Annotated in this window: 15 protein-coding genes and 1 tRNA gene; 9 read left to right on the top strand and 7 right to left on the bottom strand. The window is 34.6% G+C overall.

Annotated elements, in window-relative coordinates:
* Positions 1 to 618: 618 nt before the first annotated feature.
* The 3 genes from APR43_RS20690 to APR43_RS20680 are packed head-to-tail and all read left to right on the top strand — an operon-like array spanning position 619 to position 2903.
* Positions 619 to 1716, top strand: coding sequence for a slipin family protein (locus APR43_RS20690; RefSeq protein WP_053471766.1), 1098 nt, complete (start codon positions 619 to 621; stop codon positions 1714 to 1716).
* A 54-nt stretch (positions 1717 to 1770) separates the two neighbouring features.
* Positions 1771 to 2337 carry a metallophosphoesterase family protein gene (locus APR43_RS20685; RefSeq protein WP_053471765.1) on the top strand — a complete coding sequence of 189 codons (567 nt, stop codon included), beginning with the start codon at positions 1771 to 1773 and terminating at the stop codon, positions 2335 to 2337.
* A gap of 20 nt (positions 2338 to 2357) precedes the next feature.
* On the top strand, positions 2358 to 2903 hold the full coding sequence (locus APR43_RS20680) for a 3'-5' exonuclease (protein ID WP_053471764.1): 546 nt from the start codon (positions 2358 to 2360) through the stop codon (positions 2901 to 2903).
* Between the two features lie 152 nt (positions 2904 to 3055).
* On the opposite strand, the gene APR43_RS20675 is transcribed toward APR43_RS20680, so the two are convergent.
* Together APR43_RS20675 and APR43_RS20670 are read right to left on the bottom strand one after the other, a co-directional pair.
* Positions 3056 to 4834, bottom strand: coding sequence for an AMP-dependent synthetase/ligase (locus APR43_RS20675; protein WP_053471763.1), 1779 nt, complete (start codon positions 4832 to 4834; stop codon positions 3056 to 3058).
* Between the two features lie 178 nt (positions 4835 to 5012).
* The gene (locus APR43_RS20670; RefSeq protein ID WP_053471762.1) at positions 5013 to 5444 is read right to left on the bottom strand and encodes a hypothetical protein; all 432 of its coding nucleotides are present in this window, start codon (positions 5442 to 5444) and stop codon (positions 5013 to 5015) included.
* Between the two features lie 247 nt (positions 5445 to 5691).
* Between APR43_RS20670 and APR43_RS20665 the strand changes: the two genes are divergently transcribed.
* Complete coding sequence (locus tag APR43_RS20665; RefSeq protein WP_053471761.1) at positions 5692 to 5976, top strand: hypothetical protein; 285 nt, start codon at positions 5692 to 5694, stop codon at positions 5974 to 5976.
* A 234-nt stretch (positions 5977 to 6210) separates the two neighbouring features.
* Here the strand turns inward: APR43_RS20665 and purL are convergent, their stop codons facing one another.
* The 4 genes from purL to APR43_RS20645 all read right to left on the bottom strand — a co-directional run bounded on the left by purL (position 6211) and on the right by APR43_RS20645 (position 14960).
* Positions 6211 to 9864 carry a phosphoribosylformylglycinamidine synthase gene (purL, locus tag APR43_RS20660; RefSeq protein WP_053471760.1) on the bottom strand — a complete coding sequence of 1218 codons (3654 nt, stop codon included), beginning with the start codon at positions 9862 to 9864 and terminating at the stop codon, positions 6211 to 6213.
* A gap of 843 nt (positions 9865 to 10707) precedes the next feature.
* Complete coding sequence (locus APR43_RS20655) at positions 10708 to 12552, bottom strand: endonuclease (protein ID WP_053471759.1); 1845 nt, start codon at positions 12550 to 12552, stop codon at positions 10708 to 10710.
* 182 nt (positions 12553 to 12734) lie between these two features.
* Positions 12735 to 13319 (bottom strand): XAC2610-related protein, encoded by a 585-nt coding sequence (locus tag APR43_RS20650; RefSeq protein ID WP_053471758.1) that lies wholly within the window; start codon positions 13317 to 13319, stop codon positions 12735 to 12737.
* A gap of 132 nt (positions 13320 to 13451) precedes the next feature.
* Entirely contained in the window at positions 13452 to 14960 is a 1509-nt protein-coding gene (locus APR43_RS20645; protein ID WP_053471823.1) for a hypothetical protein, read from the bottom strand.
* 329 nt (positions 14961 to 15289) lie between these two features.
* On the opposite strand from APR43_RS20645, the gene APR43_RS20640 reads away from it, so the two are divergent.
* The 5 genes from APR43_RS20640 to APR43_RS20620 all read left to right on the top strand — a co-directional run bounded on the left by APR43_RS20640 (position 15290) and on the right by APR43_RS20620 (position 18168).
* Positions 15290 to 15721 carry a PaaI family thioesterase gene (locus tag APR43_RS20640; RefSeq protein ID WP_053471822.1) on the top strand — a complete coding sequence of 144 codons (432 nt, stop codon included), beginning with the start codon at positions 15290 to 15292 and terminating at the stop codon, positions 15719 to 15721.
* 5 nt (positions 15722 to 15726) lie between these two features.
* On the top strand, positions 15727 to 16791 hold the full coding sequence (locus tag APR43_RS20635) for a chorismate-binding protein (RefSeq protein ID WP_053471821.1): 1065 nt from the start codon (positions 15727 to 15729) through the stop codon (positions 16789 to 16791).
* Positions 16792 to 16872: 81 nt separating this feature from the next.
* Positions 16873 to 17589, top strand: a complete 717-nt coding sequence (gene bshB1 / locus APR43_RS20630; protein ID WP_053471820.1) for a bacillithiol biosynthesis deacetylase BshB1 — start codon at positions 16873 to 16875, stop codon at positions 17587 to 17589.
* Between the two features lie 66 nt (positions 17590 to 17655).
* Positions 17656 to 17729, top strand: a tRNA-His gene (locus tag APR43_RS20625).
* A gap of 268 nt (positions 17730 to 17997) precedes the next feature.
* Positions 17998 to 18168 carry a bacteriocin gene (locus APR43_RS20620; RefSeq protein WP_082356417.1) on the top strand — a complete coding sequence of 57 codons (171 nt, stop codon included), beginning with the start codon at positions 17998 to 18000 and terminating at the stop codon, positions 18166 to 18168.
* A gap of 122 nt (positions 18169 to 18290) precedes the next feature.
* On the opposite strand, the gene APR43_RS20615 is transcribed toward APR43_RS20620, so the two are convergent.
* A complete protein-coding gene (locus APR43_RS20615; RefSeq protein WP_053471757.1) occupies positions 18291 to 19136 on the bottom strand; it encodes a neutral zinc metallopeptidase in 846 nt (281 codons plus the stop codon).
* Positions 19137 to 19205: the final 69 nt, after the last annotated feature.

The raw sequence follows: 19205 nt of genomic DNA, 5'->3' as shown, positions 1-19205 counted from the left end.
GTTGTGGGTTCGAATCCCATTCGCAGCAATGCGATAACTCAATCCGGTAGAGTAATAGAAGTCAACGCAGGTTCGAATCCTGCACTACTCCCGATGGGGTAGTTGGACGAGCGGTAAGTCAACTTATGGGTCTCAAAAACCTGTATTTCCAGAGACCATCACTCTTAAAAGATGACCATGAAAAAAAACTGATTTGTCTTTGTCAGTGAAACTAAGGTTTTTGAACCTGAAATTTCACACTCATGATAAAGCCAGTGCGAAAAGCAATGTTTTTTGAAATACTTGTTTTCTTCTCGATTTGATTGTTAAGATGATTTGGGGATCGTCGCTGCAAAATACAATCGAAAACAATTCGGGTAAACAAATTACAAACTCTTCATCCGTTTTTTTCGGAGGAGAAAGGCAAAGAGGTTTTTTTATTTAGAAAGAGAGATTAGAAGCAAGATTATAGAAGCAAGAGAATAGAGTAAAGAACATAGAATAAAGAATATAGAACAAAGATTTTCGACTGTTCTACAACTTGAAACTTGAAACAAAAAATAAAATTATAGAACAAAGATTTTCGACTGTTTCAAAACTTGAAACCTGAAACAAAGAAAACTTGAAACAAAAAACAACATGATAAAAAGAATTAAAATCGAAGCATACCAAGTGGGTTTGCTTTTCGAAAACAGAAAATTAATTAAAGTATTAGAAGAAGGTTTACACTGGATTTTTGGAGACAAAAATGTGATGATCTATGATATGAATGCCATTTTTCACGCTCCTTTTGAATTGAACATTTTATTGCAGAATGAAGTTTTGGCTTCAATGCTTGAAGTTGTTGAGGTTGCCGATAACGAGATTGTTTTGCATTTCGTAAACGGAAACTTTAAAGGAACGCTGACTCCGGGAAGACATCCTTTCTGGAAAGGAATTGTGAAAAACGAATTCAAAAAAGCAGATCTTTCTAAAATTGAAATCACAGAAAATGTTCCGGTAAACTTATTAGAACATAATCAGTTGAAGTACTTCGTTAGAAAATTCATCGTAGCAAGCAACGACAAAGCTTTGTTATTTGTGAATGGAACTTTCGTTAAAGAATTAAAATCCGGAACACATTACTTTTGGAATAACTCGATTACAATCGAAGTTAAAACAATCGATATGAGACAACAACAAGTTGAAATTTCCGGACAGGAATTATTGACAAAAGACAAAGCAGGATTAAGAATCAACTTTTTTGTGAGATACCAAGTTGTGAATATCATGAAAGCTTTAGTTGACAATAAAGACTTTGAAAAACAATTGTATGTTGCCATGCAGTTAGCTTTAAGAGCTTTTGTAGGCGGATTAACTTTAGACGAATTATTGGCTAAAAAAGATACAATTGCCGAAGCTATTTTGGCTGAAGTAACAACTAAAATAGAAGATTTAGGTTTAACGATTTCTGATGCCGGAATTCGTGACGTAATCTTGCCTGGAGATATGAAAGAGATCATGAACCAGGTTTTGGTTGCCGAGAAAAAAGCACAGGCCAATAGTATTATGAGAAGAGAAGAAACCGCTTCAACAAGAAGTTTATTGAACACAGCAAAGCTGATGGAAGAAAACGAAATGTTGTGGAAATTGAAAGAGATGGAATACGTTGAAAAAATCGCTGATAAAATTGGAGAAATCACAATTTCCGGAAGCGGAAACGTAATTGGTCAATTGAAGGAAATCTTCGTGAAATAAAGAAAAACCATCAACGGAAACGCTGGTGGTTTTAGTTTAAAAATTAAAATTAAAATGAATCAAAAAATATTTTTTACGTCTGACCATCATTTTGGTCATACAAACATAATTAAGTTTAGCGAGCGTCCATTTGCCTCGGTGCAAGAAATGGATTCGGAACTCATTAAACGATGGAATGAAAAGGTGAGTCCGAGAGATATTGTTTATCACTTAGGTGATATTTCTCTGGCAAGACCAGAACGAACAAAAGAAATTTTAGACCAGTTAAACGGTTCAATTTTTCTGGTACAAGGCAATCACGATAAATCGGCTTTAAGTTATAAAAAGCGATTTGAGTGGATTAAAGATTATTATGAATTAAGTGTTGAAGATGCAGATGCACCAAACGGAAGACAGAAAATAATCTTGTTTCACTACGCTATGAAAGTGTGGAGAAGTTCATTTAGAGGAACATGGCATTTATACGGTCACTCACACGGTCATTTGTTTGACGATGAAACATCACGCTCTTTTGATGTTGGCGTAGATTGTCACAATTATGAACCGCTTTCTTATGATGAAGTAAAAGCAATCATTATGAAGAAAGATTGGAAAGCTCCTTTTGGAGATAGAGAATTATAAAATATTTAAAAATTAAAGAAATGAAAACTACAGATAAAATTATTATCATTGATTTAGAAGCCACATGTTGGCAGGGCGCGGTCCCGCAAGGCCAGCAAAATGAAATTATCGAAATCGGATTAGCCGTTTTAGATTCAGAAACCGGACAAATTACCAAGAACAAAGGTATTTTGATAAAACCGCAGCGTTCGCACGTAAGTCCGTTTTGTACCGAATTGACAACCATAACTCAGGATTTACTGGATAAAAACGGAGTAAGTTTTGAAGATGCCATTAATGAGTTAATCGACGAATATAATCCCGATTTATATACGTGGGCAAGTTACGGTCAGTACGACCTGAATATGCTTAAAAAACAATGTAAATCGTTTGGTATTTCATATCCAATGGGAGACGAGCATATCAATGTAAAAGAACATTTTGCCGAAAAGTTTGGTCTGCAAAGGTCAACCGGAATGAATGGTGCTTTACATATGCTGAATATTCCGCTTGAAGGAACACATCACCGCGGAATTGACGATGCCAAAAACATCGCTAAGATTTTGCATTGGTGCCTTAAAAATTAGAATTTAATTTGTTAAGAACAGTTATCTAAAGGATAGCAGATAACTGTGCAAAGAAACTGCAAATATATATTGTTTGCAGTTTTTGTTTTTTTAGATATTAAAAAAGGCTGTCTTTATTAAGACAGCCTTTTTCTTTGGTTAAATTATTTTGATTAATTGTGATTATAGATTTTAGCGTAAAGATCTTTATAGATTTCTTTAATGATTTTACGTTTTAATTTTAGAGTAGGAGTAAGCTGTCCGCCATCAATAGACCAAGCATCCGGAGTAAGCTCAAAACGTTTGATTTGTTCCCAGTGCCCAAATTTCTTGTTGATGCCTTCTACTTCTTCATCAATACGTTTGATAACATCTGGATTTTCGCTGATTTCTTTATCTGTACTTCCTACAGTAATTTTATGGATTTTAGCCCATTCTTTTACAAACTCAAAGTTTGGCTGAATAAAGGCTGCCGGCATTTTTTCGCCTTCACCAATAACCATAATCTGCTCAATAAAACGAGATTGTTTCATGGCATTTTCGATCATTTGCGGTGCAATATATTTACCTCCTGATGTTTTGAACATTTCTTTTTTACGATCCGTGATTTTTAAGAAACCTTCGCTGTCAATTTCGCCAATATCTCCCGTGTGGAAATATCCGTCTTGTAAAGCTTCGGCTGTTTTTTCAGGATCTTTAAAGTAACCTAACATTACGTTTGGGCCTTTACAAAGAATTTCTCCGTCTTCAGCAATTTTTACTTCAATATTACGAATTGGTTTTCCAACAGTTCCAATTTTAAAACCTTTGTTTCTTTGATCGTTAACTGCAATTACCGGAGAAGTTTCAGATAATCCGTAACCTTCCATAACCGGAATTTCTGCAGCAGCAAAAACTCTAGTTAAACGCGGCTGTAAAGCAGCACTTCCGGAAACCATTAAATCTAAATTTCCACCCAAACCTTCTTTCCATTTGCTGAAAATAAGTTTGCGGGCAATTTTTAATTGAAACTCATACCAAAAGCCATTTGCTCCGTATGGTTCGTATTTTAAACCTAAATCAATAGCCCAGAAAAACAGTTTTTTCTTGATGCCGGTTAATTCAGTTCCTTTTGCATAAATTTTATCGTAAACTTTCTCTAAAAGCCTCGGAACAGCCGTAATAACGGTCGGACGAACTTCTTTTAAGTTATCACTGATTTTATCAATCGATTCTCCAAAATAAACCGAAACACCATAATATTGATAAATGTATAAAATCATTCTCTCAAAAATATGGCAGATTGGCAAAAAGCTCAAAGCTGAACTTTTTCCCGGATCAAACGGAATTCTTGGCGCGCTGTCTAAAACATTAGAAACAATATTGTTGTGCGAAAGCATAACACCTTTTGGTTTTCCTGTAGTTCCGGAAGTATAAATAATAGTAGCTAAATCATCCGTTTTAATGCTGTCTTTTCTGGCTTCAACTTCACTTTGATTGCTTTCGTCTTCTCCGGCTAATAATAAATCAGACCAGTGTTTGCAGCCCGGAATTTCGTTAAAAGAATAAACCTCTTTTAAAGTAGGAACGTTAGCTCTAATGGCTTGTACTTTTTGATATACTTCATCATCAGAAACAAAGCAATAAATACTGCCGCTATGGTTTAAAATATATTCGTAATCTTCCTCAGCAATTGTTGGATAAATAGGAACATTTTGCGCACCAGTCTGCAAAATACCAATATCCATTATATTCCACTCAGTTCTGTTATTTGAAGTAATTAAGGCAATTTTATCGTCTTTTTGAACGCCCATACGCAATAATGCTCTCGAAACGGCATTAGCTTTTGCAATATATTCTGCGCTGGATGTTTTTTCCCAGACTCCATTTTTTTTAGTTGCAAGTGCAACCGGAAGGTTATAAGTTTCTTGTTGATAATAGGGAAAATCAAAAAGTCGTGTGATTGAAACCATGTTTAATATATTGAATTTTACTGCAAATTAAATAAAAATAAGGTACGATTTTTTATTTTATGGAATTTTATGGGAAAATTTATAGACACTATTAAAAATTTACGAAAACGTTTTCTTTTTTATAGCGAATATTCCCAAAAACCAAGAAAAATTTAATTTGCGAGGGTATTTTAAAAGTCTATTGTACGTTGTAATCTTCGTATTCTTTTACTCTTTCACCCATTAAGAACATTTTTTTCTTAACAAAATGAATCGAGAATTGAGAATAGAACCATTCGTTACCTTCAACGGGTCTGTACCAAAATGTGTAGGACTTACTGTTGAAACCTTCTTTAAAAATTGGAGTTCCATCTTCATTACATTCAATTCCCCAATTGATTTTTTGCTTGCTTAGATCTTCGGCCTGAATAGTACCTGTTCCATCAGGATTTAAAACTGTAATTGGCTGTTTTAAACCAATAGGAGCATAAGTTCCCTGAACAGGATAACCAATTGTGGTTGTAATATAACGTTCTTTTGAATTGTGGGTAATTACATTTACTTCAGCTTGTGAGTATGATTTTGAGGCTGCAAAAAATAACGTAATAAGTAATAAATGTACGGCTTTCATTTGTATGAAGGTTTAAAAGTGTTTTTTGGCGTTTATAAAAATCAGCGGCAGATTTTTATGTAGCGAATATAACTTAAATTTTGATTAAAACAGAAGAATTTGATTTAACTAAAAAATACCGTGTTTTTCCCCTTTTAAAAACGGTAGATTACCTTGTTAATTTAGATTAGGCTTATTCTATTTTTACCCCGTTCAATGCGGAAGCCGAAAAGCACATAGAGTAGGCACTAATCAACCAAAAATAATTATGGAAACTGCCTTCTATTTAGCAATGGGCTGGTGCGGTACCAAATATCCAGGCTGGTGGAAACGCTTTTGGAGAAGCCCTCCGCCGCCTCCGGATCCGGAACCCTGGTGGACTATTGCATTAATTGGGATCGGACTGGTTGCGGGAGCAGCCGGCGGCTTATTCTTTAGTAATGCAATTGCAGAAAATCAATTTTTTGCAGGCCAAAATGCAGTCGCTTCAGGGCTATTTGCGTTTGGGACAGCCAATGTCATAACCGGAATTGCATCAGCATTTAAAGACTAAAAAAAATGCCTCGATTTAGGGATAGCGTCGGGGTATTTTTATTTTATTTAAAGACTAAAAAGCATTTTAAGATTATATAAAAATCGACACGAATTACAAGAATTATTTTTTTATAGCCACAGATTAAAAGGATTAAAATGATTTCTTTATGCAGAAAAAATCTGTGCTAATCTTTTTAATCTGTGGCAAAAAAAACGCCCGATACATTCGGGCGCTTTAATAAAAATATATTTTTTAGTTTTTCTCAATCCATTTTCTGGCATTAACAAAAGCTTCGTGCCAAGGCGAAACCTCGTCATTTCTGTCTTTTGGATAATGCGCCCAGTTCCATTGAAAAGTCGAACGCTCAATGTGAGGCATCATAACCAAATGTCTTCCTGTTTTATCACACATCATTGCTGTGTTGTAATCAGAACCATTAGGGTTTGCAGGATAACCTTCGTAAGCATATTTAGAAACAATGTTGTAGTTTTCTTCAGCAAGAGGTAATTTAAATTTACCTTCTCCGTGAGAAACCCAAACTCCTAAAGTACTTCCAGCCAAAGTCGATAACATAACCGAATTGTTTTCCTGAACTTTTACTGATGTAAAGATACTTTCGTGTTTGTTACTTTCGTTATGAAGCATTTTTCCGTGAACTTCATGTTCTGGGTTAATCACTTCTAATTCCATAAATAATTGACATCCGTTACAGATTCCCACAGATAAAGTATCTTCTCTTTTAAAGAAATTGTCTAAAGCTGTTTTTGCTTTTTCGTTGTATAAGAAAGCTCCAGCCCAACCTTTAGCAGAACCTAAAACGTCAGAGTTAGAGAATCCACCAACAGCACCAATAAACTGAATGTCTTCAAGCGTTTCACGACCAGAAATTAAATCGGTCATGTGAACGTCTTTTACGTCAAATCCTGCCAAGTACATCGCATTTGCCATTTCACGCTCAGAATTACTTCCTTTTTCACGAATGATAGCCGCTTTCGGTCTTGGTTTAGAGTTGTCGATTTCTGGTTTTTTTCCTGTAAAGTGAGCAGGGAAAGTATAATTTAAAACCTGATTTTTATAGTTTTCAAAACGTGCCTGAGCTCTTCCGTTTTTAGATTGTTTTTGATCTAATAAATAAGAAGTTTCAAACCAAATATCTCTGTACTTCGCAATATCCAAATTGTAAATTCCAAATTCCAAACTTGGTGTGCTTTGAACTGTACCTAATTTGAAGAATTCGATATTATTAGCTTTCAATTTAGCTTCAACCGCTGCATCAGATTTAGCTTGGAAAACGATTCCGATGTTTTCTGCGAAAAGGATTTTCAATAAGTCTTTTTCTGCAAATGCGCTGAAATCAATTTTTGCTCCAAGGTTCACATCGGCAAAACACAATTCTAATAAAGTAGTGATTAAACCACCGCTTCCGATATCGTGACCTGCTAAAATTTGGCTTTCGCCGATTAATTCCTGAATTGTGTTAAAAGCATTTTTGAAGAAAGAAGCGTCTTTAATTGTAGACGTTTCGTTTCCGATTGTATTTCTAATTTGTGCAAAAGAAGAACCTCCAAGTTTGAAATCATCCTGAGACAAATTGATATAATAAATAGAATCTCCGTTTTTCTGTAAAACGGGTTCTACTACTTTTCTAATATCGGTACAGTTTCCTCCAGCCGAAATAATAACCGTTCCAGGCGCAATTACTTCGTCGTTTGGATATTTTTGTTTCATCGAAAGTGAATCTTTTCCTGTTGGAATGTTGATTCCCAATTCGATTGCAAATTCTGAACAACCTTCAACAGCAGCATATAAACGAGCGTCTTCACCTTCGTTTTTACAAGCCCACATCCAGTTTGCAGATAATGAAATACCTTTCAACTGATCTTTAATTGGCGCCCAGATAATGTTTGATAACGATTCTGCGATAGCATTTCTACTTCCCGCAACAGGATCAATCAAAGCCGCGATAGGAGCGTGCCCAATAGAAGTTGCAATTCCTTCTTTTCCTAAATAATCCAGAGCCATAACGCCGACATTATTTAAAGGCAATTGTAACGGACCTGCATTTTGTTGTTTAGCAACTTTTCCACCTACACAACGGTCAACTTTATTAGTCAACCAGTCTTTTGAAGCAACAGCTTCTAAACGTAAAACGTCTTTTAAATAACTTTCGAAATCTCCTGCGTTGTAAGCAACAGCAGCATATTTTCTATCGATAGTTTTATCTGTCATAACCGTTTTTGGAGAACTTCCGAAGAAATCTTCTAAAGCATAATCCATCGGTTTTGAACCATTTGATTTTGATTCGAATGTAAAACGGTGATCTCCCGTTACATCTCCAACCTGATACATTGGCGAACGCTCTCTGTCGGCAATTCTTTGTAATGTATCGATATCTTTTTGACCAATAACCAATCCCATTCTTTCCTGAGATTCGTTACCGATAATTTCTTTTGCAGAAAGCGTTGGATCTCCAACTGGTAATTTATCTAAATCGATTAAACCTCCCGTTTCTTCCACCAATTCAGAAAGACAGTTTAAGTGTCCTCCAGCTCCGTGATCGTGAATAGAAACAATTGGGTTATTGTCGCTTTCTACTAAACCACGAATCGCGTTTGCAGCACGTTTTTGCATTTCAGGATTTGAACGTTGAATTGCATTTAATTCAATTCCTGAACCGAAAGCCCCAGTATCTGCAGAAGAAACCGCAGCACCACCCATTCCGATTCTATAATTTTCTCCACCAAGAATTACGATTTTATCGCCTTCTTGTGGTTTCTTTTTGATTGATTGATCTAATTTTCCGTATCCAATTCCACCCGCTTGCATGATTACTTTATCGTAACCAATTTTACGGTCGTTTTCTGAATGTTCGAAAGTTAAAACTGAACCTGTAATTAACGGCTGTCCAAATTTATTTCCAAAATCTGAAGCTCCATTTGAAGCTTTAATTAAGATGTCCATTGGAGTTTGGTACAACCATTTTCTTTCTTCAAGAGCGTTTTCCCATTTTCTTTCATCGTTTAAACGAGAATATGAAGTCATGTAAACCGCAGTTCCTGCTAATGGCAAAGAACCTTGACCTCCGGCTAAACGGTCACGAATTTCTCCTCCAGAACCTGTTGCAGCTCCGTTGAAAGGTTCCACTGTTGTTGGAAAATTATGTGTTTCTGCTTTTAAAGAGATTACAGAATCAAATTCTTTTATTTCGTAAAAATCAGGTTTGTCTGCTGATTTTGGTGCAAATTGCTGCACTTTTGGTCCTTTTACAAAAGCAACGTTGTCTTTGTAAGCAGAAACAATATCGTTAGGATTTTCCTGAGATGTTTTTTTGATTAATTTGAAAAGAGAAGTTTCTTTTTCTTCACCGTCAATAACAAAAGTTCCGTTGAAAATTTTGTGACGGCAGTGTTCTGAATTGGCTTGTGAGAAAGCAAAAATCTCAGAGTCAGTTAACTTTCTTCCTAGTTTAGTCGAAAGATTATTTAAATATTCTACTTCTTCTTCGCTTAAAGCTAAACCTTCTACTTTATTGTAAGTCGCAATATCATCAATTTCCAGAATTGGTTCCGGCTGAATGTTGATAGTGAAAATCTCCTGATCTAATTCATTGAATTTTTGGAAAAGCATCGGATCAAAATCAGTAAAATTTTCCGTTGCCGGATGAAATTCTTCAATTCTGATAATGCCCGGAACACCCATATTTTGAGTGATTTCTACAGCATTTGTACTCCAAGGTGTGATCATAGTGGCGCGGGGACCAACAAAAAAACCCGTCAGTGCGGATTTTTCGATCTTATTCGAGTCGGCAAAAAGCCAGTTTAATTTTGAAATGTCTTGAGCTGAAATTTCGTTTTGCATTTGTACGGCAAAAACAGTTTTGCTTTGGTTTTCAAAGAAATGGATCATTGTGATGTGTAGTTTGTTGTATTGAGCTGCAAATTTAGTGTAAATAAATAGTAAGCACAAATTTGATAACAAACTCTTTTAAAAAAGATGGGTATTTTTTTACCATGTGTAGAGGCGCACAGCAGTGCGTCTTTTGGTATGTAGGATTTTCTCGCAAAAATGAGTGTTTTAATCTCGCAAAGGCGCTAAGACGCAAAGTTTTTTTTGTTTCACACAGATTCAGCAGATTGAGCAGATTTTTTTTTGGTAGAGTTATTAATAAATCGGTGTCAATGTTTTGTAGAGGCGCACAGCAGTGCGTCTTCTTGTGTGTGAGGTTTTCTCGCAAAAAATGTATTTAATCTCGCAAAGTCGCTAAGACGCAAAGTTTTTTGTTTCACGCAGATTCAGCAGATTGTGTAGATTTTTTTTTGGTAGAGTTATTAATAAATGGGTGTCAATGTTTTGTAGAGGCGTATAGCAGTGCATCTTCTTGTGTGTAAGGTTTTCTCGCAAAAAATGTATTTAATTTCGCAAAGTCGCTAAGACGCAAAGTTTTTTGTTTCACGCAGATTCAGCAGATTGAGCAGATTTTTTTGGGTAGAGTTATTAATAAATCTGTGTCAATATTTATTAGATTTTTTAAATCTGTTATATCTGCCAAATCTGCGTAAAAAAAAAGTTTTTTTATTACAGTGTAGAGGCGCACAGCAGTGCATCTTCTCGTATGCAAAGTTTTTTTTGTTTCACGCAGATTCAGCAGATTGAGCAGATTTTTTTGGGTAGAGTTATCAATAAATCTGTGTCAATATTTATTAAATTTTTAATCTGCTTTATCCGCCAAATCTGTGTGAACAAAAATATTTAGTTGATAACTATCTTTTTAATTATAGTTTTTGAATCTCTTGTGATTTTAGCAATGTAAATTCCGCTTGAAAGATGACTTACTGAGATTACAGAATCTGTTGCGTTTTGTTTTTCGAAAACTTTTTGTCCTGAAAACGAAAGGATTTCTATCGAATATGGAGAATCAGAATTATCTAAAACAATATTAAAAATTCCGTCAGAAGGATTTGGGAAAACAATAACTTCATCTGAAAGTTCTACAACTTCTTCTTCAATTGGTTTCGCTATTTTGCTTGCTAAATTGTTACAGGTATCTTGTGAAAATGAATCCCATTGAGAGCTTAAATTGAATGTAGTGCTTGGAGAAGTTACCGTTGATTTTCTTCTTAAAGTAACGTCAACAGCAAAATTTGCAGTTCCGCCGTTAAAAGTTCCGATGATATCAATTAAAACTCCATTTTTAAATAAACCTACAGCGTCATTTCCGTTAAAAGTTAATTCAGTTGCCGTTGTTGAAATGTTAGCTGAACTTGGAGAAAAACAGCTTGAAGAAATTGAACTGTTTACAATTACAAATTTACTTCCTGTTGTTAAAGTTCCGCTTAAAGCTAAACCTGTACTCCATGAACCAGCGCCATTGGTTTGTTTTTTTATTGTGTAAGCAGACAAACTAACAGAACTTCCTGTGTTGTTTGCAATTTCTAAAGCTTTGTTATTTCCAGAACCTTCAATATATTCAGAGAAAAGCAAATCGGTTGCAGTTCCTGTTCCGCTGCTGTTGGTAGTAACCGAAATAGTATTACTTGATGCAGAAGCATTTCCGGCAGCGTCTTTTGCTTTTACATAAATAGAATAAGCTGTAGAAGCTGTTAAACCTGTAATAGTTGCGGTTGTACCCGAAACAGTGCTTTTGTAAGCGCTGTTTGCATAAACATCATAACCAGTTACTGCAACATTATCTGTAGAAGCTGTCCACGAAAGTGAAATTGAAGTTGCTGTTTTTGAAGTCGAAGCCAAACTTGTTGGAGTAGTTGGCGCCTGAGTATCGCCAGAAGGAGTTCCACCCCAAATTTGATTCACATATTCCGGATGATCGATATATGGATTTCTATTATTTTGACGAGCATAAATTGCATTGTTTCTTGCAATTTCTCTTGCGCTTACAGGATCCTGCGCGTGCCATGCCAAAAGAAGATTTAAAAAAGCGGTTGTAAAAACTTTATTGCTAGAACCGTCAAACATTGCATAAGAATATCCGGCAACGGTATTTTCGTAGCGGGTTGCAAAATAAAAATACATTCTGGCAATATCTCCTTTAAAAGCATTGATAGGTTCAAAAACAGTTCCTGAATATCCAGATACAGAACTTGATCCTAATTTCCCTCCGTTTTGAGAAGTATAAGTTGCAGAACTTACCGTTCCGTGTGGATAATTAGAACGCATTCCGTTTACTTTTCCATCTGTTGGAGTGATAAAATGTGCATCGGCAACCATTGGCGACTGCTCATTAAAAACCGACTGTGGAATAATATGTTCTCTGTTGTAGCAATCGCCTTCAGCAGAATAATTTCCACAGCGTTGCGTACTTCCTGTGCTGTAATTGTATGGATCTGTTCCTGATGGATTTTCAGAATATATGTCTAATACTGTTCCGTCATTTTCGTAAAAATTATCAACGTCAGAAGTTTGATACGTGGTATATAAACCAGCATATCCATTATCAGTATGACCTTTAATAATATTATACAATTGCGTTTTTAAAGTGTAACCTGTTCCGGTTGCGGTGTTGTAATAACCAGAAGGAATTTGGGCAAAGCCAATTGTAGCAAGAAATAATAACAGTAAAAAGTAGTTTTTTTTCATAAAAATAGGGGTTTTAAGTTTGGTTGTAATACTTTTTAAAGTTCTGAATTTTAGAATTTTAAATAAGTATTGTAGCAAATCTATTACTTTTATGAATACGAAACGTTAAGTGATGTTTAATTTTGAGGTATATTTTCTTACGCGTTGATTTTATTGACACGAAGACACTAAGGCACGAAGTTTTATTTTTTTTCTGAAATCTTTTTTAAAGCCTGTCGGTATTCTTTATCGGATTTTTTGCTGCCGTCATCAGTAATTTCAATTTGGTAATCAAAAACTTTATAGTTTTTGATTTTATAAAATGCAGCCCAATTAGTGCCAGAAATTACATGGCTTTCAATAATATTATAAGTTGAATTGTAGCTGGGATTTTTGATTTCTTCAAAACCAGTTACACGTTTGAAATTATTTGTTTTAGAGTTATATAAATATAAATTATATGTCCAATTGCTTCTTACATCAGAAATATTTTGAATTAAGATATCTTTTATTTTATCGTTATTGAAGTCTCTAAATTCAACTTGTTGAGTACCGCTAAAAATTGAGTCTTTTACTAAAACTGAATTTTTACCATTTAGTTTTTGACTGATAATTAAAATTGAATTCTTTTCACCATCATAACCTTCTTTTTCAGTTTCAAAATTCTTTAGTTTTATTGTAATTCCCTTATTTTTATAAATAGAATCACACTTAATCGTTTGTGTATTCTGGGCAAATGTACAAATACAGCTTAAGAGAAAAATAAAGGTTAAAAGACTTCTTTTCATTGAATACTATTGTATTTTTAAATTTATGACTTCGCAATTTTTACGAACAAAATTCACCCAAAACTTAAATTTCTTATACCACTTATATGGTAAAAAAAACTTTGTGTCTTAGCGCCTTAGCGGCAAAAAAATCTATTTCGGAAAATCTTTACTTTGATAAGCACCCAAATCTGGCGGAGAAGTTCTTGTAGCTCCTAAAATATCCAATGGAATTATATACGCCGGATTTCCTTTCGCGAAAGCGGCAGAAGTTTTATCAATATTCAGCTGATTTCTAGAGACATTATAAAACTTCGGATTTTCGTTTACAATAATATTGGTGTAATGTTCCGTATCAGTTTTAAACTGATAATCAGGATTTGATGTTGTACCAAATTTCAACAGGCAATTATTTAACTGATAAACAAAAGCAGCACTTGCATTTTTTTGTAAATTAAATTCATTGGTACTGGAACCATAAATAATACAATTATTGAAAGTTGCCTGTGTTAACGGATTTGTTTCCGGTGAGGCTCCGGCTAAACTATTACTTAAGTTCACGGCAAAATGCGAACTGTTTTGCCAGTTATTATTAAAAGTACAATGTGTAAAGATGTAATTTCCGCCGTAAACACAGGATAAACCTGCAATTCCGGCATAATTGGTTACGATATTTTCACCGTTGATGTGAGCATTTTGGGCTAAAATTCCATATTCAACACAATTGTAAATTTGCGTATTTTTAATTTCAATTGTATTTAACGGATTTTTAAAATCTAAACCAACAACTGCATTTTTTAAAGTCAAATGATTGATCGAATGATTTGTGCTTCCGTTTGCAAAAAGAACAGATTTCCATTGTCCGGGAATATCAGAATAAAGAGATTCTAAACGATCGCCTTCAAAAATAACTTCGTTTTCCAGTTTTTCAGTTGTTGATGCAGTTCCATTAATTTGAAGTGTGGCTTTATCACCAACATACAAACCAGAATTAGCATGAAAATGAACTCTTGTTCCGGCTTCAAAAGTTACGGTTTTATTTTCCGGAACTCCGGCATAACCATAAATAACGTAAGGCTTTTGTTTAGTGAAAATCAATTCATTTCCGTTTTCAGGATCATTTTCGTCCAGATAAAATCCGTCGACATCCTTGCCTTCAATCTGGATTTTTTCTTTAGTTCCGTCAGCATTTTGTTTTGGAAATAAAAATACAGCATCCTGAATTAAAGTCACCAAAGCCACTTCCTGAAGATTTGTACCGCTGTCAAACTGAATTTCATCAGTATATAAAAAATCAGTAGGATTGGCATCTGTAATATCTGCCGTCGTTTCTATAAAAATATAAAGACTGTCTTTTGCTAAAAGCGTAACATCTTTAAAAATCTTTCCATTGTTGCCGCTCATTCCGTCAACCGTCATTCGGTATTTAGAATTTAAACCTTTTTTTAGCTGTACAATCGGGATTGAAATATCGTTTTTACTTCGGTTATAAACCTTAAGCTGATACGTGCTTGAACCAATGTTTTTAAAAACAGTATCCAAATAAACGGTGTCTTTTGAAAACTTTAAATCTCCGGTACTGGCAACGGTATCAAAATCAGTTCGGCAAGAACTAAAAGCTAGAATTATTCCGAAAATAAAAAGTACAAAGTATTGACGCATATTTGTTTTGTTTTTTGCCACAGATTAAAAGGATTAAAAAGATTTTTTTTCGCCACGAATTTCACGAATTTTCACAAATTAAAATTCGTGGAAATTCGTGAAATTACTTCGTCTGTCCCTTCGGTCGAGTCGTGGCTGTATATTTTTAAATTCTTTTAATCTGAGTAATCTGTGGCAAAAAAAACTTCCAGCCAAAGATTGATGTTTGATTGTTTTTGTAAAAATAGCAAAAAACTTACATGTTTGAAGTTGAATTTTAATTTTAGAATATGATTTTCGAATTTGTATCTCATCTTTTCTTTAATTTTACGATTTTAAAGTCCATTTTAATGAATTATACAAAAGAACAAATTTTAGCGTACTGCAATGAGTTTTCTAAAAACACTTTGATGGAAACGCTAAAAATAGAATATATCGACGCTGGGGAAGATTTCTTAACTGCAAAAATGCCTGTAAATCCAAGTGTTCACCAGCCAATGGGACTGTTACACGGTGGAGCTTCTGTAGCTTTGGCAGAAAGCGTTGGAAGTGCCGCTTCACACTTTTTTATTAATCCAAAAGAACAAGAAGTCCGCGGAATCGAAATCTCTGCAAATCATTTAAAAAGCATTCGCGAAGGCGTAGTTTTTGGTACAGCCAGAATTATTCACAAAGGCAGAAGTCTTCATCTTTGGGAAATTAAAATCACGGATGAAGCCGGGAATTTAATTTCGCTTTGTAAGCTTACAAATATTGTTTTAGAGAAGAAGAAAACAGAATAATGAATATGAATAATTTTTTCTCAAAAACAAAACAACATTACAATCAAAATTTACCTTTTGTAATTTATTCTAAACCTAATACTTCAAGTGTTTTTGGGCTTTTACAGCAAAATGACACTTTATATAAAATTACTGATTACAGTGAAAAAGGATTCGTTTTTGCTTCTTTTGATGAAAAACAGCTTGTTTTAATTCCCGAAAATGAATCGGAAATTATTAGTGCTGACAAAGAAGTTACTGGATTTGAAACAGCTGAAATTGATGATCTGAATTTTGATGCAGAAGCTAAAATTCAATATGAAGATTTAGTTTCAAAAGGAATTGAGGCAATTAAAAACGAAGAATTCAAAAAAGTAGTTTTATCCCGAAGCGAAAAAGTAAATTTATCTGAATTTGATTTTGTTCAGACTTTCCAACATTTGGTTCAAATATATCCTACGACTTTTTGTTATTGTTTTTTTCATCCTAAAATTGGACTTTGGATGGGCGCAACACCGGAACAACTGCTAAAAGCAAACGGAAATGTTTTTGAAACAACCGCTTTGGCAGGAACGCAAAAAGCAAATTTAGAAACGGAAATTCGCTGGGAACAAAAAGAAAAAGACGAACAGCAATATGTAACCGATTTTATTGTAAAACGTTTACGAGAAGTTGCTAATTCTGTTGTAGTTACAGAACCTTATAGTTTAAAAGCCGGATCGATCTGGCATATTAAAACAGATATTTCGGGTGTTTTAAACGAGAATTCAACTTTGCAAGAAGTTATTGATACGCTTCATCCAACTCCGGCAGTTTGCGGATTACCAAAGAAAAAAGCAAAAGCTTTTATTATAGAAAATGAAAATTACGACAGAACTTTTTATACGGGTTTTCTGGGGGAATTAAACAGCGGTTTTGCGGGCAGTAAAACAAGTTCTGATTTATTCGTAAATTTGCGCAGCATGCAGATTCAGGATAAAACAGCGATTTTATACATGGGATGCGGCATTACAAGAGAAAGTATTCCCGAAAAAGAATGGGAGGAAAGCGTCAATAAATCAATGACGATGAAAAGAGTTTTAAAAAAATAGTTTCAAGTTTAAAGTTTCAGGTTTCACGTTCTCAACGTAACTTGAAACATGAAACCTGAAACAAAAAACACAAACAAAATAATGAAACTAGACATATTAGCCTTTGGCGCACATCCGGATGATGTAGAATTGGGTTGTGCCGGAACAATTTTAAAAGAAGTTTCCCTTGGGAAAAAAGTAGGTATTGTAGATTTAACGCGCGGCGAATTAGGTACACGCGGAACTGCTGAAACCAGAGATGAAGAGGCGAAAGCCGCAGCAAAGATTTTGGGTGTTTTGGTTCGTGAGAATCTAGGCTTACGCGACGGATTTTTCGTAAACGATGAAAAACATCAATTAGAAGTCATTAAAATGATCCGAAAATACAAACCTGAAATAGTATTATGCAACGCAGTTGATGATCGTCATATTGATCACGGAAAAGGAAGTAAATTAGTTTCTGATGCGTGCTTTTTATCGGGATTGATAAAAATCGAAACTTCGATTGATGGAGAGAAACAGGATGCCTGGAGACCCAAAGTGGTGTACCATTATATTCAATGGAAAAACATTACTCCAGACTTTGTAGTGGATATTACAGGTTTTGAAGCCAAAAAGGTTGAAGCAATTTCTGCTTATAAAACACAATTTTACGATCCAAATTCAAAAGAACCTGCAACACCTATTACGAGTAAAAACTTCTTTGAAAGCTTAAATTATCGCGCGCAGGACTTAGGAAGGCTCGTTGGGAAAGATTTTGCAGAAGGTTTTACGGTTGAAAGGTGTTTGGCAGTCAATAGCTTAGGAAATTTGATGTAAATTTTTCATTTTTTTCTTTGTAGAAGTAAACCTTTGTTATATATTTGCACTCGCTAAGCAAAAATGGTGGTTGTAGCTCAGCTGGTTAGAGTAGCGGTTTGTGGTGCCGCGGGTCGCCGGTTCGAACCCGGTCAGCCACCCAGAAATTTAAAGCCTTGAAGAAATTCAAGGCTTTTTTTGTTTCTGTCGAAAACAAATTACAATTTAGAAATTCCAAATTCTAAATTTATATTGATTTTGAAATTTAGTTAAAATTAGATAATGATATTTTTATTTTAATTAGTAAAATACTTACAATTATTTTTTTCATTGAAAATTAATTCTTATGTTTGATGTAATAATCTGCCCGATTAAATCATAAGATGTTCTTGTAAGATTATTAATTTATTAACATAAAAAAAATAACCAATGAAAAAGACAATCAAGAAAATGGATTTGAGTTCAGTAAAGACTCTTTCTAAAAAGGAAATGAAAACTGTTGAAGGAGGTTACCAAACCGAAGGAAGAAGACAAAGCACTAATGTTATTGATCTAAGAGGATTTCCTAAAGTAAAAAACTTGTATGAGAGTTTAAAGTAAAAAATGCATAAATTAAGAAAAGCTTTCGTTTAATCGAAAGCTTTTTTTTATTTTAAAATAAAAGTAGAACAGCCCGACTAGTCGGGCTGTTCTGTTGGTTATTATATTTGGCTTATTGTGTTTTAAATTTCCTCAAAGGTAGTTCCTTGTTTAATATCTCCAGTTTTAAAACCTTTTTTAAACCAGTACATTCTTTGTTCTGATGTTCCGTGAGTAAAGGAATCCGGAACAATTTGTCCTTGCATTTTGCTTTGTATTGCGTCGTCTCCTACGGCATTTGCAGCACTTAAAGCTTCTTCGATATCGCCTTCATCTAAATATTGCTGATTGTCGTGTGCCCATACCCCGGCATAAAAATCGGCTTGTAATTCCAAGGCTACAGAAAGTTTATTGGCTTCGGCCTGACTTTTGCCTTCCTGCTCTTGATGCATTTTTGCAGAGGTTCCTAATAAAGTCTGAATATGATGTCCAATTTCATGGGCAATAACATACGCAATGGCAAAATCTCCGCCTTTGGCACCGAATTTTGTTTTTAGTTCTTCAAAGAATCCTAAATCCATATAAACCTTTTGATCTGCGGGACAATAAAACGGACCCGATGCAGAAGATGCTCCACCGCAAGCAGTTTGAACAGAACCTCTAAAAAGCACCAATTTTGGGTTTTTATACGTCATTCCGTGTTCGGCAAATATTTTTCCCCAAGTATCTTCTGTTTTTGCTAAAACCGATTTTACAAAATGCCCCATTTCTTCATCTTCTTTACTTAATGGAGCTGCAGCTTCAGTTTGCGTTTGTCCGCCCTGCATTTGTTCTAAAATTGGCGTTATTTGCTGACCGGTTTCGCCACCAAAAACATTCAACAGCAAAATAATGATACCAATAACACCACCTCCAACAGCGATTTTTCCGCCAGAGACTGATCTTCGGTCTTCTACATTATCGCTTTCTCTTGAACCTCTCCATTTCATAGTAAATTGTATTTAAGCTTTTTATGTTTTTTCTTGTACGAATTTATATAATTTTTGGGAATAACTTGT

The organism is Flavobacterium sp. NLM (assembly GCF_002210235.1).
Classification (GTDB): Bacteria; Bacteroidota; Bacteroidia; order Flavobacteriales; family Flavobacteriaceae; genus Flavobacterium; species Flavobacterium panici.
This window is presented reverse-complemented; position numbering and strand designations above follow the sequence as displayed.

Bases quoted from the DNA above. Each gene is read 5' to 3' on its own strand.
- APR43_RS20690 (WP_053471766.1), top strand. From the start codon at position 619: ATGATAAAAAGAATTAAAATCGAAGCATACCAAGTGGGTTTGCTTTTC.
- APR43_RS20685 (WP_053471765.1), top strand. From the start codon at position 1,771: ATGAATCAAAAAATATTTTTTACGTCTGACCATCATTTTGGTCATACA.
- APR43_RS20680 (WP_053471764.1), top strand. From the start codon at position 2,358: ATGAAAACTACAGATAAAATTATTATCATTGATTTAGAAGCCACATGT.
- APR43_RS20675 (WP_053471763.1), bottom strand. From the start codon at position 4,834: ATGGTTTCAATCACACGACTTTTTGATTTTCCCTATTATCAACAAGAA.
- APR43_RS20670 (WP_053471762.1), bottom strand. From the start codon at position 5,444: ATGAAAGCCGTACATTTATTACTTATTACGTTATTTTTTGCAGCCTCA.
- APR43_RS20665 (WP_053471761.1), top strand. From the start codon at position 5,692: ATGGAAACTGCCTTCTATTTAGCAATGGGCTGGTGCGGTACCAAATAT.
- purL (WP_053471760.1), bottom strand. From the start codon at position 9,864: ATGATCCATTTCTTTGAAAACCAAAGCAAAACTGTTTTTGCCGTACAA.
- APR43_RS20655 (WP_053471759.1), bottom strand. From the start codon at position 12,552: ATGAAAAAAAACTACTTTTTACTGTTATTATTTCTTGCTACAATTGGC.
- APR43_RS20650 (WP_053471758.1), bottom strand. From the start codon at position 13,319: ATGAAAAGAAGTCTTTTAACCTTTATTTTTCTCTTAAGCTGTATTTGT.
- APR43_RS20645 (WP_053471823.1), bottom strand. From the start codon at position 14,960: ATGCGTCAATACTTTGTACTTTTTATTTTCGGAATAATTCTAGCTTTT.
- APR43_RS20640 (WP_053471822.1), top strand. From the start codon at position 15,290: ATGAATTATACAAAAGAACAAATTTTAGCGTACTGCAATGAGTTTTCT.
- APR43_RS20635 (WP_053471821.1), top strand. From the start codon at position 15,727: ATGAATAATTTTTTCTCAAAAACAAAACAACATTACAATCAAAATTTA.
- bshB1 (WP_053471820.1), top strand. From the start codon at position 16,873: ATGAAACTAGACATATTAGCCTTTGGCGCACATCCGGATGATGTAGAA.
- APR43_RS20620 (WP_082356417.1), top strand. From the start codon at position 17,998: ATGAAAAAGACAATCAAGAAAATGGATTTGAGTTCAGTAAAGACTCTT.
- APR43_RS20615 (WP_053471757.1), bottom strand. From the start codon at position 19,136: ATGAAATGGAGAGGTTCAAGAGAAAGCGATAATGTAGAAGACCGAAGA.